General features: G+C 55.5%; 14 protein-coding genes. 7 read left to right on the top strand and 7 right to left on the bottom strand.

Going from position 1 to position 13,013, the window contains the following annotated elements; genetic code table 11:
• From VMW85_00950 to acs, 3 genes are all read left to right on the top strand, one after another.
• Positions 1–876, top strand: coding sequence for a DMT family transporter (locus VMW85_00950; protein ID HUT26602.1), 876 nt, complete (start codon positions 1–3; stop codon positions 874–876).
• 413 nt (positions 877–1,289) lie between these two features.
• A complete protein-coding gene (locus VMW85_00955; GenBank protein ID HUT26603.1) occupies positions 1,290–1,646 on the top strand; it encodes a helix-turn-helix domain-containing protein in 357 nt (118 codons plus the stop codon).
• A 236-nt stretch (positions 1,647–1,882) separates the two neighbouring features.
• Positions 1,883–3,865 carry an acetate--CoA ligase gene (acs, locus tag VMW85_00960; protein ID HUT26604.1) on the top strand — a complete coding sequence of 661 codons (1,983 nt, stop codon included), beginning with the start codon at positions 1,883–1,885 and terminating at the stop codon, positions 3,863–3,865.
• A gap of 34 nt (positions 3,866–3,899) precedes the next feature.
• Here acs and VMW85_00965 read toward each other — a convergent pair whose 3' ends face one another.
• The 3 genes from VMW85_00965 to VMW85_00975 are packed head-to-tail and all read right to left on the bottom strand — an operon-like array spanning position 3,900 to position 7,474.
• Positions 3,900–5,402, bottom strand: coding sequence for a flippase (locus VMW85_00965; protein HUT26605.1), 1,503 nt, complete (start codon positions 5,400–5,402; stop codon positions 3,900–3,902).
• A 57-nt stretch (positions 5,403–5,459) separates the two neighbouring features.
• The gene (locus VMW85_00970) at positions 5,460–6,557 is read right to left on the bottom strand and encodes an ABC transporter permease (GenBank protein HUT26606.1); all 1,098 of its coding nucleotides are present in this window, start codon (positions 6,555–6,557) and stop codon (positions 5,460–5,462) included.
• Positions 6,554–7,474: an ABC transporter ATP-binding protein gene (locus tag VMW85_00975; protein HUT26607.1), complete on the bottom strand. Its 921-nt coding sequence runs from the start codon at positions 7,472–7,474 to the stop codon at positions 6,554–6,556. The genes VMW85_00970 and VMW85_00975 overlap by 4 nt, the downstream gene beginning before the upstream one ends.
• Positions 7,475–7,577: 103 nt before the next feature.
• Here VMW85_00975 and VMW85_00980 point away from each other — a divergent pair, with 103 nt between their 5' ends.
• Positions 7,578–8,318 (top strand): HesA/MoeB/ThiF family protein, encoded by a 741-nt coding sequence (locus VMW85_00980; GenBank protein HUT26608.1) that lies wholly within the window; start codon positions 7,578–7,580, stop codon positions 8,316–8,318.
• On the opposite strand, the gene VMW85_00985 is transcribed toward VMW85_00980, so the two are convergent.
• Positions 8,310–10,169 (bottom strand): GNAT family N-acetyltransferase, encoded by a 1,860-nt coding sequence (locus tag VMW85_00985; protein ID HUT26609.1) that lies wholly within the window; start codon positions 10,167–10,169, stop codon positions 8,310–8,312. The two genes, VMW85_00980 and VMW85_00985, sit on opposite strands and share 9 nt — an antisense overlap.
• Positions 10,170–10,268: 99 nt before the next feature.
• On the opposite strand from VMW85_00985, the gene VMW85_00990 reads away from it, so the two are divergent.
• Both VMW85_00990 and VMW85_00995 read left to right on the top strand, forming a co-directional pair.
• Entirely contained in the window at positions 10,269–10,472 is a 204-nt protein-coding gene (locus tag VMW85_00990; protein HUT26610.1) for a hypothetical protein, read from the top strand.
• 48 nt (positions 10,473–10,520) lie between these two features.
• Positions 10,521–10,787, top strand: a complete 267-nt coding sequence (locus tag VMW85_00995; GenBank protein ID HUT26611.1) for a hypothetical protein — start codon at positions 10,521–10,523, stop codon at positions 10,785–10,787.
• A gap of 4 nt (positions 10,788–10,791) precedes the next feature.
• On the opposite strand, the gene VMW85_01000 is transcribed toward VMW85_00995, so the two are convergent.
• The 3 genes from VMW85_01000 to VMW85_01010 all read right to left on the bottom strand — a co-directional run bounded on the left by VMW85_01000 (position 10,792) and on the right by VMW85_01010 (position 12,256).
• A complete protein-coding gene (locus VMW85_01000) occupies positions 10,792–10,950 on the bottom strand; it encodes a hypothetical protein (protein HUT26612.1) in 159 nt (52 codons plus the stop codon).
• Positions 10,951–11,160: 210 nt separating this feature from the next.
• Entirely contained in the window at positions 11,161–11,682 is a 522-nt protein-coding gene (cobO, locus tag VMW85_01005) for a cob(I)yrinic acid a,c-diamide adenosyltransferase (GenBank protein ID HUT26613.1), read from the bottom strand.
• Between the two features lies 1 nt (position 11,683).
• Positions 11,684–12,256, bottom strand: a complete 573-nt coding sequence (locus VMW85_01010; protein ID HUT26614.1) for a flavodoxin family protein — start codon at positions 12,254–12,256, stop codon at positions 11,684–11,686.
• A gap of 109 nt (positions 12,257–12,365) precedes the next feature.
• On the opposite strand from VMW85_01010, the gene VMW85_01015 reads away from it, so the two are divergent.
• Positions 12,366–12,983, top strand: a complete 618-nt coding sequence (locus VMW85_01015; protein ID HUT26615.1) for a LysE family transporter — start codon at positions 12,366–12,368, stop codon at positions 12,981–12,983.
• Positions 12,984–13,013 lie beyond the last annotated feature (30 nt).

Genomic DNA, 13,013 nt, shown 5'->3' on the forward strand with positions numbered 1-13,013 from the left:
ATGGTTACCGATATTTCCCCCAAGACCGGAGCAGTGCTCAGCACCCTGCTCTCCAGCCTGATGATGGGCTCCTCCTACGTGGCGGTAAAGATGCAGGTGGGCAGCACCAACCCCTTCCTGCTGGGAGCAGCGACCATGGCCGTCGGCTCCCTGGCATTGATATTATACATGTTCTGGAGAAGGATATTTACCAAGGCGATGCTGGGCCGTTGGGAATTCTGGGCGGCCTCCCTCGCTAACACCTGTGTGGTAGCACCCACCTATGTCGGTCTGACCATGACCACGGCATCGGCCGGAGCCTTGATAATTGGCACGAACGTGATATTCGTGGCGTTCTTCAGCCGCTTGGCCTTCAGAGAGAGCCTGAGCCTTCACCGGACCGCCGGTTTGGTCCTGGCCATGATGGGGCTGATAACCCTGACCACCCGTTGGGACCCTTCGACCTTGGAAGGCACACAGATGTTAGGCAACCTGCTCATGCTGACCGCGGCCGCGGGCATCGGTGTGGTGGTCATCATGTCCCGCGTGGCCTTACGTACCCTTCGGCCGGAGCAATGGACCCTGGGATTGCACATGTTCCTGCCGGCGACATTGCTGGCCCTTTCTTTCCTGATACCGTTAGAGGGTTCGTTGAACCTGTCGGCCCTGCCTGTGGTGATGTTCGTCGGTCTGTTATGCACCACGCTACCAGCGGTGCTGTGGATCGGGGCGCTCAAACATTTGAGCGTGGTCAGCTCCGCCACCATATTGCTATGTGAATCAGCCTTTGCCGTGTTCCTCAGCTGGCTGGTCCTTGGCGAGAGCATCGATGCCTTCGTGGCCATCGGTGCCGTGATGATATTCAGCGCTATCCTGATAATGGCAAGAACGGACTAGAACCGGGCCTTAAGAAGAATGGGAAAAAGGTTTGAAAGTCATTGGACCGACAGAAGATCACTTCTTCTTCTTGTCATCCTTCTTCTTGTCATCCTTTTTACCGCACTTACCGCAGGACATTGCTTGACCTCCTATGGACAGGCCCACGACATAACGATTGATAGGTGAAATATATTAATGTTATCTAGGCCGTAAAATAATTATTAAAAAAGTATACGCTTAGTAATACTTCGCTCGATTTCTTGATACCTGTTCTTTTTACATCTTTCCATTACCTTAAAAGATAAAGAAAGACAGTAATATCATCTTTAAATTTGATACTGGCTTCACAATATTATCAAAAATCAACATTGATTCCCAGACGATTCCAATTAAATATACTTCCTGACCCTAGCAGTTAGAAGGTGGGTAAAATGCAGGTACTGCAAACTTCGAGATTGCTGACCGATGAGTACACGGCGAAGATATTGATGGCCACTATGGGCCGCCCTAAGAGCGCCTTCGAATTGAGCGACGCCCTAGGCATCCCGATAGCCGCCTGTTACCGGAAGATCCGTGTGCTCGAAGATGCCGGACTGATCCATTGCTCCGAAAGACGATTGACCCAAGCGGGTAAGAGGATCAGCATGTACAAGTCGATGGTGCGCAATGCGAACATCTCCTTTGAAAGGAACAAGATACGAGCCCGTATCGAGATGATCGATGGAAGTAGCACCGATGACTGTCTAGACATAGATCTGAACGCCATGTTCAGTGAATCGCACGCTTAATGGGGCGGTCCCCCCTGCCCATTTTTCTTTTTTTTGATTCCTTAGAGGAATTGATTTTATAAAATTGGAATCGAACAGCGCAGAAAAATCGACAATTCCAGTAGGGAATATCGGAAAATATAATTAATTCCACCTGTGCTATGCGTTTTCCGTAATCCTTATAACTAATGTCACGGACATGAACCCGGCGATAGGCCATGTTCCGGCGGATGTCCGCCCAGAGGAGGAAGCGGAGAATGAGTGACGGAAATACCATCGAGAGCGTAATGGAAGAGATACGGCGATTTCCGCCGTCCAAGGAATTCAGCGAGAAGGCCTACATCAAGAGCATGGAGCAGTACAATAAAATGTACAAGGAGTCCATCGACGACCCGGAGAAGTTCTGGGGCGAGATGGCCGCCAAGGAGCTCCAATGGTTCGCCAAATGGGACCGTGTTCACAGCTGGGATGTTGATAACACCATAATCAAATGGTTCGAAGGCGGCAAATTGAACGTCTCCTACAACTGCCTGGACCGGCATCTGGAGAACGGCCGCAAGAACAAGGCGGCCATCATCTGGCAGGGAGAGAACGAGGATGATGTCAAGATCTACACCTACCAGCAGTTGCACACCGAAGTATGCCGCTTCGCCAACGTCCTGAAGTCGTTGGGCGTGAAGAAGGGCGACCGCGTTTCCATGTACCTCCCGATGATACCCGAGCTGGCCATCGCTATGCTGGCCTGCACCCGCATCGGCGCTGTGCACAGCATCGTGTTCGGAGGCTTCAGCTCTGCATCGCTCAAGGACCGCATCGCCGACTGCGAATCCAAGGTCCTCATAACCGCTGACGGTAACCACCGTGGTAGCAAGTTCGTGCCCCTGAAGACCAACGCCGACGCGGCATTGGAGAGGGGAACGTCGGTAGATAAGGTGGTCGTGGTCAAGCGGGCCGGGGCAGATTGCCCCATGATGCCCGGTCGGGACATGTGGTGGCATGACGAGATGGCCAAGGCCGCCCGGTCCTGTGAGCCGGCGTGGTGTGATGCTGAGGACCCGCTGTTCATCCTATACACCTCTGGATCGACCGGAAAGCCCAAGGGCGTGGTCCATAGTACCGCCGGCTACCTGCTCGGAACCAGTATCACATTCAAGTACGTCTTCGACTACCATGAGGACGACACCTACTGGTGCACGGCCGATATCGGTTGGATAACCGGGCACAGCTACGTCGTCTACGGTCCGCTCTGCGCTGGTGCGACCACCCTCATGTTCGAGGGCATCCCGACCTACCCACAGGTGGACCGCTTCTGGAACATCGTGGAGAAGTTCAAGGTCAACATATTCTACACCGCCCCCACCGCCATCCGCTCCCTGATGAGGGAGGGCGAGAAGTGGCCACAGAGTAGGGACCTGTCCTCGCTGCGGGTGCTCGCTTCCGTGGGCGAGCCCATAAACCCGGAGGCGTGGATGTGGTACCACAAGTACGTGGGGAACGAGAAGTGCCCCATCATGGACACCTGGTGGCAGACCGAGACCGGCTCCCTGATGATAACCCCGCTGCCGGGGGCCATAACCACGAAGCCCGGCTCAGCCACGTTGCCTTTCTTTGGCGTGAGTCCGGAGGTGGTCAAGGACGATGGGACCCTCGCCGGAGTGAACGAGGGCGGTTACCTATGCATAACCAAACCCTGGCCAGCCATCATGCGGACCGTGTGGGGAGAGCACGATCGCTTCAAGGAGCTATACTGGACCCGGTTCCCGGGCAAGTACTTCACCGGCGATTCCGCCCGCAAGGACGAAGAGGGATACTACTGGATCATGGGCCGTGTGGACGATGTGATCAAGGTCTCCGGGCACCGCATCGGCGCGGCTGAGGTGGAGAGCGCGCTGGTGTCCCACCAAAGCGTGGCCGAGGCAGCCATCGTTCCGGTGCCGCACCCCATCAAGGGAGAGGCCATCTACGCCTTCGTCACTTTGAAGACGGGAGTGGAAGAGACGGAACAGCTGCGCAAGGAGCTGGTGACCCATGTGCGAAAGGAGGTGGGACCGATAGCCACCCCGGAGGTCATACAGTTCTGCCCCGGAATGCCCAAGACCCGCAGCGGCAAGATCATGCGCCGCATATTGAGGAAGGTGGCCACCGGTACCGCGGAGGGGCTGGGAGACACCTCTACTCTAGCGGACCCCGCCATATTGGATGTGCTCATAGAAGGCAGCCGGGCCCTTTCCAAGAAGTGAGAAACCTTTTCCCGATCCCTTTTCTTTTTACATCTTACTTTTTCTTCAGCTCGTCCTTGAAGTAGGAGATCATCTTCTTTACGTTCGCCAGCTCCATGAAGAAGCGATAGTCCTCACGAGTGAACTCCTTCAATGCGTACAGGGTCAGAATGAATGTCCCTATCGACATCAGACCGAAAACCACCAGCATGAACCAGCTGCTGACCTCTATGAACATACCGCATAATGCCAAGGCCACCGCTGCCGCCACGCCGGCCAGCAACTGTAGCGCTAATCTTGGGTCGGTGGTGGTACCGGTCAGATGCCACACTACGTAACGTATGACCAGGAAGTTGAAGGTGGTACCGATCAACAGGGCAATGGCCGCTCCGGTAAAGGATAACCCTAACCCGAATCCGAGGAAGGAGTCTGGTATGAAAAGCAGGAACATCCCCAGGCTCACTACGAATGTCATTAGGGTGATGCGGGCCGAAAGGTCCGGACGGTCCACGGCGATTATTTGTGATGCGTGCACCGCATTGAGCATCATGATAAGATTGGTCACCGCCATGATGCCGATGGCCTTCCCAGATTCCTCGAACAAAGGTCCGAGAAGCACTAAACAGACCTCGAAGGGGAACATGATGATGACGATGCTCACTGGCAGTCCGATCATCATAATGTATCTCTCCGCCTGTCTGGTCAAGGTCCTGATCTGTTTGAGATTCCCTTCGGAATGCAATTTGGAGAAGGAGGGGAAAGTGAGAGCGGCCACGGCAGTGCTGATGGCCGCAAATACTCCCAGGAACACCTGGGGAGCGGAATACAGCCCAACCTCCCCGGAGGTCCAGAAGAAGCCCAGGAGCAACTTGTCCATCGTACTGCTCAAAACACTGATGATTGCGATGAGGGCCAACGGCAACGCGAACTTGTAATATGAACGGAAGAGCGTCGGCCGTCGCCATTTGATGTGGTCCCTGAACAGGAGGTACAGGGCCATTATCGCTACCGCCAGAGCACCGATCACGTAGGTGAAGGCCAACTCGATGACCCCCATGAAGTTGACGCAGACGAAGATGATCAGGGGCACCCTTACAATGGGGTCGATCAACGTGACCAGGGGCAACTTGGCCATCTCCATCTTGGCCTGGAAGGTGGCGGTCGCTATCGATGATATGTCGAACAGCACCTGGAAGAGGACGAATAGCAATATGAGGTCGGTGCTGGTCTCCTCCAGCGTTCCTCCCAGGACCGATGTCCATACGAAAACAGAGACGAGTATGAACGCCACCATTATTCCGGTCAAGGTCAACTTGATGATCGCGAAGGTACTGACGCAATCATCCAGGTCCTGCCCTTCCGATATCCTCTTGATGTGCGCGCTGCCGAAGCCCAGGTCGGAAACGGCGTTGAAGGTGGCTACGAAGGCCAATGTCCAGGTGACAGATCCGTATATGTCCTTGCCTAGATACCTGGTCATGAAATATAGGCCTACGAAAGCCAGAGCCGAGGAGAGTAACCTCGACAGGAACAGGATGAAGGACCTTCTACCGATCACGTAATCGTCTAGGAAGACGACCCAGGCTATTTAACCCTGCGCAGATAGGCCCAGTGTTCAGTCCTCCTCCCACTTTGTGACCAGTACGGCCACTACAACGAATATCACGGCGATCACGGCCACCACGAGCAAGTTCAGATACGCCCCCTCCATATTATCGTAGACCATGGCGTCCCTCAACCCCTGACCGAAGTACGTCAACGGCAGCGCCGATGCGATGGTCTGCAGATAATCCGGCATGAGCTCCAGTTGGAAGAAGGTGCCTGACAGGAACATCATGGGGAAGGTGATAGCGTTGGTCGCGGCGCTGGCCGTCTCCTCGTTCTTGACGAAGCGGGCGATTATCATGCCCAACGCAGAGAACATGGCACTGCCGGAGATTATCAACAGTATGGCAGCGGGGTTCAACGTCATGCTCATTCCGAAGACCAGAATTCCGAACACCATGACCACTGAGAGAGTGATGAACGAGATGAACAGGAACCATATCATTCGGGAGATCAACCACTCGAACGGGGTCATCGGTGTCGTCGCCAGCTTGCGGAATATACCGGCGGCGCGGAAACGGGATATGGTGCCCTGCATGCCGAATATGCAGGTGGTCATGACCGTAAGGGCGATGACCCCCGGCACGAAGAAGTCCAGGAAGGAGAACCGCTTCTGTACGATGCTGCTCACTCCCAATGTGACGTACTCCCGTCCCCCGGACATCTCCAGGTTGAAGTTGTTGATGACCGCGGAGACGATGTTGCGCACGATCGAAGCGGAGGAAACGGTCTCGTCCAGGCGCAGGTCGACGGTGGCCGTGGCGGTGGCATTGGGCACGAAAGCGTCCGAGAAGTCGGAGGGCAGTACCATGACGAACGTCAGCGAGTTGTCCTTGATGTACTGCTCCAGGTCCACGTTCTCATCGATGAACCGCAGTTCGAACGCCTCTGTATGGTTGAGCGCGTCCAGGAACTGTACGGAGCCTGGCCCGTGATCGAGGTCCTGAACGTACAGGGTGATGGTGCTCGAGCCCATGTTGGAGAAGATCGCACCGAAGACCAATATCAGGAACAGAGGGAAGGCCAGGGTCCAGAACAGGTTGCTCTTGATCCGGAAGAAGGCTTTCGATTGGCCCTTGAGGTCCACCAGGACGTGCTTCAGCCTCATGAGGACACCTCCACCAGTTTCTTGCCGGTGAGCTTGAGGAACACATCCTCCAGTGAACTGCCCTTGATGAGCATCTCCTCATAGGTAACCTCGCTCCCGGAGAGCAGATTGACCAATTTTGCCAAACTGCCTTTGTCCTCCAGCTTGACCCACAGGTCGCCGTTCTTGAACTCCGAGGACATGCCTGCCGATGCCACCAGCGTCCGGGCGGCATCGTTCGCTGACTTCACCAAGCAAGTGCTGCCTGAACCATACTTATCGATGATCTGCCTAGGGGTCCCCATGGCGATGAAGCCCCCCTGGTCCATGATGGCCACACGGTCGGACAGTATCTCGGCCTCCTCCATGTAGTGGGTGGTGAGAATGACCGTCTTGTTGCGCAACTTGAGCTTGCGGATGACATCCCAGACCTCCCTGCGGGCCTTGGGGTCCAGCCCGGTGGTCGGTTCGTCCAGGAAAATGAGCTCCGGGTCGTTGACCATGGATATGGCCACCCCCACCCTCTGCTTCAACCCCCCTGACAGGTTCATGAACCACACGTTTCGCTTGTCCTGCAGCTGGACCGATTCGATGAGCTCATCGACGCCCAGACGACGGTCGAACAGACCGCCGAAATAATCGATGTTCTCCTTGACGGTGAGATAGTCGAAGGCGTTGAACGATTGAGGGAGGACACCTATTCGCTTGCGTATCTCCTTCTGTTCCTTGTCGATATCATGACCGAGGATACGAACATCGCCCGAGGTCTTGACCCTCAGGCATTCCATTATTTCCACCGATGTCGTCTTCCCGGCACCGTTGGGACCTAGGATCGAATACACCTCTCCGGCCTTGACCTCCAGATCGATCCCGTTGACCGCCTTCAGCTCTCCGTATGACTTGACCAGGCCCTTTACTTCGATCACCGTTTCTGCCACGATCGTCCCCCAATCCACCACCTGTAGGTTCTTCAAGGGTTTTTATTTAATTATGATCGCGCCTCATCATTTATCCTCCATAGGAATTTGTTATATGCGTTCCGTGGCATTAAGTATGGAGCGCATGAAGGACCGGTATTCACGTCAGCTCTCTGTTGAGGGCTTCGGACAGAAGGCCCAGGATAAATTGGCCGATGCCACCGTAGCCGTGGTAGGCGTCGGAGGCCTCGGCTCTCCGGCATGCCAATACCTCGCCGCGGCCGGGGTGGGCAAGCTGATAATCGTGGACGATCAGAGAGTGGAGGGATCAAACCTCAACCGGCAGATCCTTCACTGGGAAGAGGACGCCCTTCTACCACGCTACAAAGTGGAATCGGCAAGGAACAAGTTGAAGGACCTCAACTCAGAGGTGCTGGTCGAAGCGTTGCCCATGAAGCTCATGGAGGACAACCTGTACATATTGGAGGACGCCGACCTCACCCTGGACTGCCTGGACAATTCTAAGGGAAGGTACCTGCTGAACCGGCACTGCCTGGCGACCAGGACCCCTCTGGTCCATGGAGCCGTGGAGGGGATGGCTGGCCACGTCGTTACCTTCGTCCCCGGAGGGCCTTGCCTGAGATGCGCCTTCCCCCATCTGACCTCGCACCGGGGGTCGGTCCCGGTGCTGGGCGCGGTCGCCGGCGTTATAGGCGCCATGCAGGCCATGGAAGCCATCAAACTGATCACGGGAGTTGGTGACGCCCCTGACGGCCGAGGTCTGTTCTTTGACCTTCAGAGGAACGAGGTGAACGAGGTCGTCTTCGTGAAGGACCTGGCCTGCCTCGACTGCGGCTCACTTTGACCATAGGTCGATGGTCACCAGGTAGGTGTCTTCCACCAAACGCGTTTCCACCTTTAGACCGGTCCTGTAGAACAGGTCGAGCATGCGCATGTTCTCAGCCAACAGTTCCGCGGTCAAGGCCTTGATCTTGCGATCGCGGGCGATGCCGATCATCATTTCCATGAGCAGGGTGCCGATCCGTTTGTTCTGCCATCGGTCCAGGACGGCAAACGATATCTCCGCGGTGTTGCTCTTCTTGTCCATGTCGTACATGGCGAACGCCGCCATGGACCATACGCCCTCCTCGTTGACGAAGCCGCCCATGGTCATCCGTGTGTCGTAGTCTATGTTGACGATCCTTTGCAGCTCTCGGTGAGGCATGCTGCGCTTCAGGCCCATGAACCTGTTGTAGACCGTGTCCTTGGACAACGAGTAGAACATCTCCTTGAGCATCGGTTCGTCCGTTGGCTTCGCCGGTCGGAAGTACATCTCCTGGCCGGCCACCAATTTGATCACTTCGTACTGCTCGGGGTATACGCCCACATATCCGGCGTCCGTCTGGTCCTGGTAGACGTAATGCAGCGATTTGGCATGCATGAGCAGTTCCGCTCGGAACCGGGGGTGGGATATGCCTATGAGCGCCAAGGCCCGTTCCATGATGTTCTTTCCCCGCAGATCGGCCACTCCATACTCGGTGACGATGAACTGCACATCGCCCCGGGTGGTGGTCACTCCTCCCCCGGCCGTCAACGTGGGAACGATGCGGGATATGGTATGGTGCTGCGCCGTGGACGGCAGGGCGATGATGGCCTTACCCCCTTTGGAACGGGAGGCTCCACGCATGAAGTCCGCCTGCCCCCCGATACCGGAATAGAAATAATGCCCTATCTGGTCGGTGCACACCTGTCCTGTGAGGTCCACCTCCAAGGCGGAGTTTATGGCTATCATGTCGTTGTTGCGGGAGATCTTACAGGGATCATTGGCGTATGAGGACGGGTACATCTCGAACATCTCGTTCCCGTCGATGAAATCGTAGAGACGCTTGGTGCCCATGCAGAAGGAGGCCACCACCTTGCCCGGGTGGAAGACCTTGCGCTTCCCGTTGATGACCCCTTTCTCCACCAGTTCGATGATCCCATCGGAGAACATCTCGGTGTGCACTCCCAGGTCCTTCTTTTCCCCCAAGTACTTGAGTATGGCGTCGGGAATATGTCCGTAACCGACCTGAATGGTATCCCCATCGTGAACAAGCTCGGCCACGTTCTTACCTATGCGAGGGGAGACACGCGACGGTTCGTCCTCCATGGCGAACTCCAGCAGTGGCTGGTCGTTCTCCACCAGGTGATCGATCTCCTTTATATGCAAACGGCTGTCCCCGCCCAGACGGGGCATGTTCGGGTTGACCTCCGCTATGACCACATCAGCGTGCATGGCCGCGGCCATGGTGATGTCCACGGATACGCCCAGATTGCAATACCCTTCCTGGTCCGGCGGCGAGACCTGGATGAGCGCCACGTCCACCGGCTTGAGGCCGCTGGTAAAGAGCTGTTCGATGTCCGAAAGGTTAACCGGTGTATAATCGGCCCTTCCTTCGTTGACAGCGTTGCGCATGTTGGGTCCGATGAAGAAGGCGTTCAGGCGGAACTGGTCCATGTACTTCTCCTCGGCGTAGAACGTCAGTCCTAGCGATAATGCCTGAATGATCTCGCTGTCGATCATGGCATATGACTTGGCCAGGAGCGCTTTGACTAATGCTTGCGGCTCTCCGCAGGCAGTACCCAGGAAGACCGTCCTTCCAGGACCGATCTTGAGCACTGCCTCCTCAGCGGTCAGTAATTTTTCGCGATATTCCTTTTCCAAGGCCGGGTCCATCGAGGGTACTAATTAACAATCGCGACATTAAAGGCTTCTGCGTCGTTGGCAGGGTTCGACAGGCAAAGATTTACAAATCGAAGGGGTCATGAACATGACGTGATCGTCGGACTGCTCGCCTTGCTGATCTTCCTGGCCATGGTGGCCATAGGTATTATCATCCTCGTTCTGGTGATAGGCAGCCTGATCTTGTTCTTCCCAGCCACCATCGTAGCTCTGGTGGTCCTGCTGCTGACCGGAAGCTGGTTGTTTGCCGGAGCTGCTTTCCTTGTCACCGCTATTATCATGATCGCGCTGAAATGAGCAAATGCTTATCTCCGCCCTCCTCCATCATCAGCGGGGTTCTCAAACATGGAACTGAGCAGCGTCGAGAGAAAAAGGGTGATCAGCAAGGACGGTCGCGAACTGGGCGTCCTGGCGGGCAGCAAGATCGACACTGTCAAATGGACAGTGATAAGCATCATGGTCAATGTGCCCAAGGAACCGGCCAAGGAGATGGGTATCAAGAAGAAGCTCTTCAAACCGGTCATCATCAATGTGTCGACCGACCTGATCTCAGTGGTGGGCGATGTCATCCAGCTTAGCCTGGACATGAAGGAGCTGGCGGAAAAGTTCTGAGAGCTCAATTTTTCTCAGGGATGCGGGGCTTTCCACATTTCCAGCACTTTAGGTCACGGGATATGTTCACTGCGTCGCATTCACAGGTCCATGTCCCCTTCATATTGAACGATTCGCAGATGGTGCACTTGCCCTTGCGCGGTTCCGGATCTCCCTCGGCCATTTTGATCCCTTGATGTTCTCAGCTCGATGGTAATAAAAGTAACCATTGATAGACGGTCATCAAAAGATCTTAACGTCGAACGTTCTAGCTTTCCTCTCAGCGTGAGAATTTGCGCTGCTCCCACGATCCATGGGAACCGACCATTGACAATGGTGAACCGCGACAATATGGGACGGTCGAGAGCACATTGGATCGTCTGTCCTCATCGCTCTATCGGTCCACGCCCTTTCTTGAGAGCACGCCTTTTTGATATGGGTGACGCATCGATCTCATCTCGGTGATGTAATCGGCCAGTTCAAGCAGTTCCGGAGGTGCGTACCGTCCGGTGAGCACCACCTCCATCCCTTTTTTCCGGTCGCGGACCGCCTCGGCCACTTCCTCCGCGCTCAGCAGACCCAGCTTGATGGCCACGTTGACCTCGTCCAATACTACGATGTCGTATTGACCGCGATACAATGCGTCCCTGGCCGCCTCCAACCCCTCCGCCGCTCGGTCCAGGTCCGCTTGGGTGACCGCCTGGGAGAACACCAGGCAGTCGTGGCCTGAGGGCATTACCGTCAGACCGGGGATGTCCAAGAAGTTCTCACCGTAGGTACCTCCTGTCTTCATGAACTGGATGATGAGGGCGGTATAACCATGGCCCAATGCTCGAACGCACATTCCCAGAGCGGCGGTGGTCTTTCCCTTTCCGTCGCCGGTGTAGACATGCACCAGCCCCAAGTGCTGCTCCATTTCAATCCAACTTTTTCAGGAGCCAGGCCATGTTCTGTCCCAGTATCTTGAAGGTGCGCACACCCTCCTCGTCGGAGATGATGTCCCCTGGTTTCGATGCCGTGCCTACGTTCCAGTAGTTACTGCCCGGGACGATCATCTGGCTGATGAGAAAGAACTTGTTGATCTCGCCGAAGGTCTCCAATGCTCCCGCGCGACGGTTGATAGCGACGGCCGCCCCCACCTTTCGGCGCAGCATATCATCGTTGCCCCCGACCACAAAACCAGCGCGATCGATGAGCGCCTTGGTCTGAGCTGACATGTTACCGAAATAGACCGGAGAACCGATGATGATGCCGTTCGCGGACTTCATCTTCTGTACGTACTCATTCAAAAGATCATCATCGATCACACATCTCTCGTCCTTGTTCCGCTTGCAAGTACCGCATGCCTTGCAGGGTTTCAGTTCCTCCCGGCATATGTCGATAAGCTCGGTCTCTATCCCTTCTTTCCTGAGCTCTTCCAGGACCATCATCAACGCCTGGTGGGTGTTGCCGTTCACCCGGGGACTGCCATTGAACGCCACGACCTTCATAATTTTACCTCTTGGGACCAGATCGCCTCGACCGTATTACCGTTTTTCATTGGGACCGCCCGCCCATGAATTTTTATTCCGCCAACGTTTCAGGTGGACGGTTGCAACCATGAGCGCTTTGTTGGACGGTCTGATCGCGGGGTACGGCATAGCCATACCTCTGGGTGGGATCTCCGTCCTCATCGTCAATCTAGCCCTGGAAAGAGGATTCCGCCTCGGATTCATGGCGGGGGCTGGAACGGCCACCATCGATATGATCTGCGCCACCCTGGCCGTCTTCGCTGGCGCCGCCGTGGTAGCATCGATCTCCCCCTATGCCCAGCCGCTTCAATTGATGAGCGGCCTGGTGCTCATCGCCATGGGCGTGTACGGTCTCTTTCAAATTAGAAAGAGAGGATCAACGGATGAGCATCCACCCTCTGGAGGTCGGGAGGAGGCGTGGACCACCTATGGCAAGTTCTTGGCCCTCACCATATTGAACCCTTTCACAGTGGCCTACTTCCTGGCGTTGATAATCGGAAAGGGATCGACCTGGTCCTTTTCATTGATGGACTGTATTTGGTTCATCGGTGGGGTGACCTTTGCCTCGTTCTCCTGGCAGATCGTTCTAGCGGGAGTCGGGGCCGTGGTTAGAAAGCACCTTACACCTCGTTTCATGAAAGGCAGCATCATCGTGGGAAACGCCATAGTCATCCTGCTGGGCTTTCAGATCATGATCTCGATCTGAACATTTACTGGATGGATGTTTGGCATATAT

Source organism: Methanomassiliicoccales archaeon (assembly GCA_035527755.1).
GTDB lineage: Archaea > Thermoplasmatota > Thermoplasmata > Methanomassiliicoccales > UBA472 > UBA472.

Bases quoted from the DNA above. Each gene is read 5' to 3' on its own strand.
- VMW85_00970 (HUT26606.1), bottom strand. From the start codon at position 6,557: ATGAGGCTGAAGCACGTCCTGGTGGACCTCAAGGGCCAATCGAAAGCC.
- VMW85_01010 (HUT26614.1), bottom strand. From the start codon at position 12,256: ATGAAGGTCGTGGCGTTCAATGGCAGTCCCCGGGTGAACGGCAACACC.
- VMW85_01015 (HUT26615.1), top strand. From the start codon at position 12,366: ATGAGCGCTTTGTTGGACGGTCTGATCGCGGGGTACGGCATAGCCATA.
- VMW85_00950 (HUT26602.1), top strand. From the start codon at position 1: ATGGTTACCGATATTTCCCCCAAGACCGGAGCAGTGCTCAGCACCCTG.
- acs (HUT26604.1), top strand. From the start codon at position 1,883: ATGAGTGACGGAAATACCATCGAGAGCGTAATGGAAGAGATACGGCGA.
- cobO (HUT26613.1), bottom strand. From the start codon at position 11,682: ATGGAGCAGCACTTGGGGCTGGTGCATGTCTACACCGGCGACGGAAAG.
- VMW85_00995 (HUT26611.1), top strand. From the start codon at position 10,521: ATGGAACTGAGCAGCGTCGAGAGAAAAAGGGTGATCAGCAAGGACGGT.
- VMW85_00955 (HUT26603.1), top strand. From the start codon at position 1,290: ATGCAGGTACTGCAAACTTCGAGATTGCTGACCGATGAGTACACGGCG.
- VMW85_00985 (HUT26609.1), bottom strand. From the start codon at position 10,169: ATGGACCCGGCCTTGGAAAAGGAATATCGCGAAAAATTACTGACCGCT.
- VMW85_01000 (HUT26612.1), bottom strand. From the start codon at position 10,950: ATGGCCGAGGGAGATCCGGAACCGCGCAAGGGCAAGTGCACCATCTGC.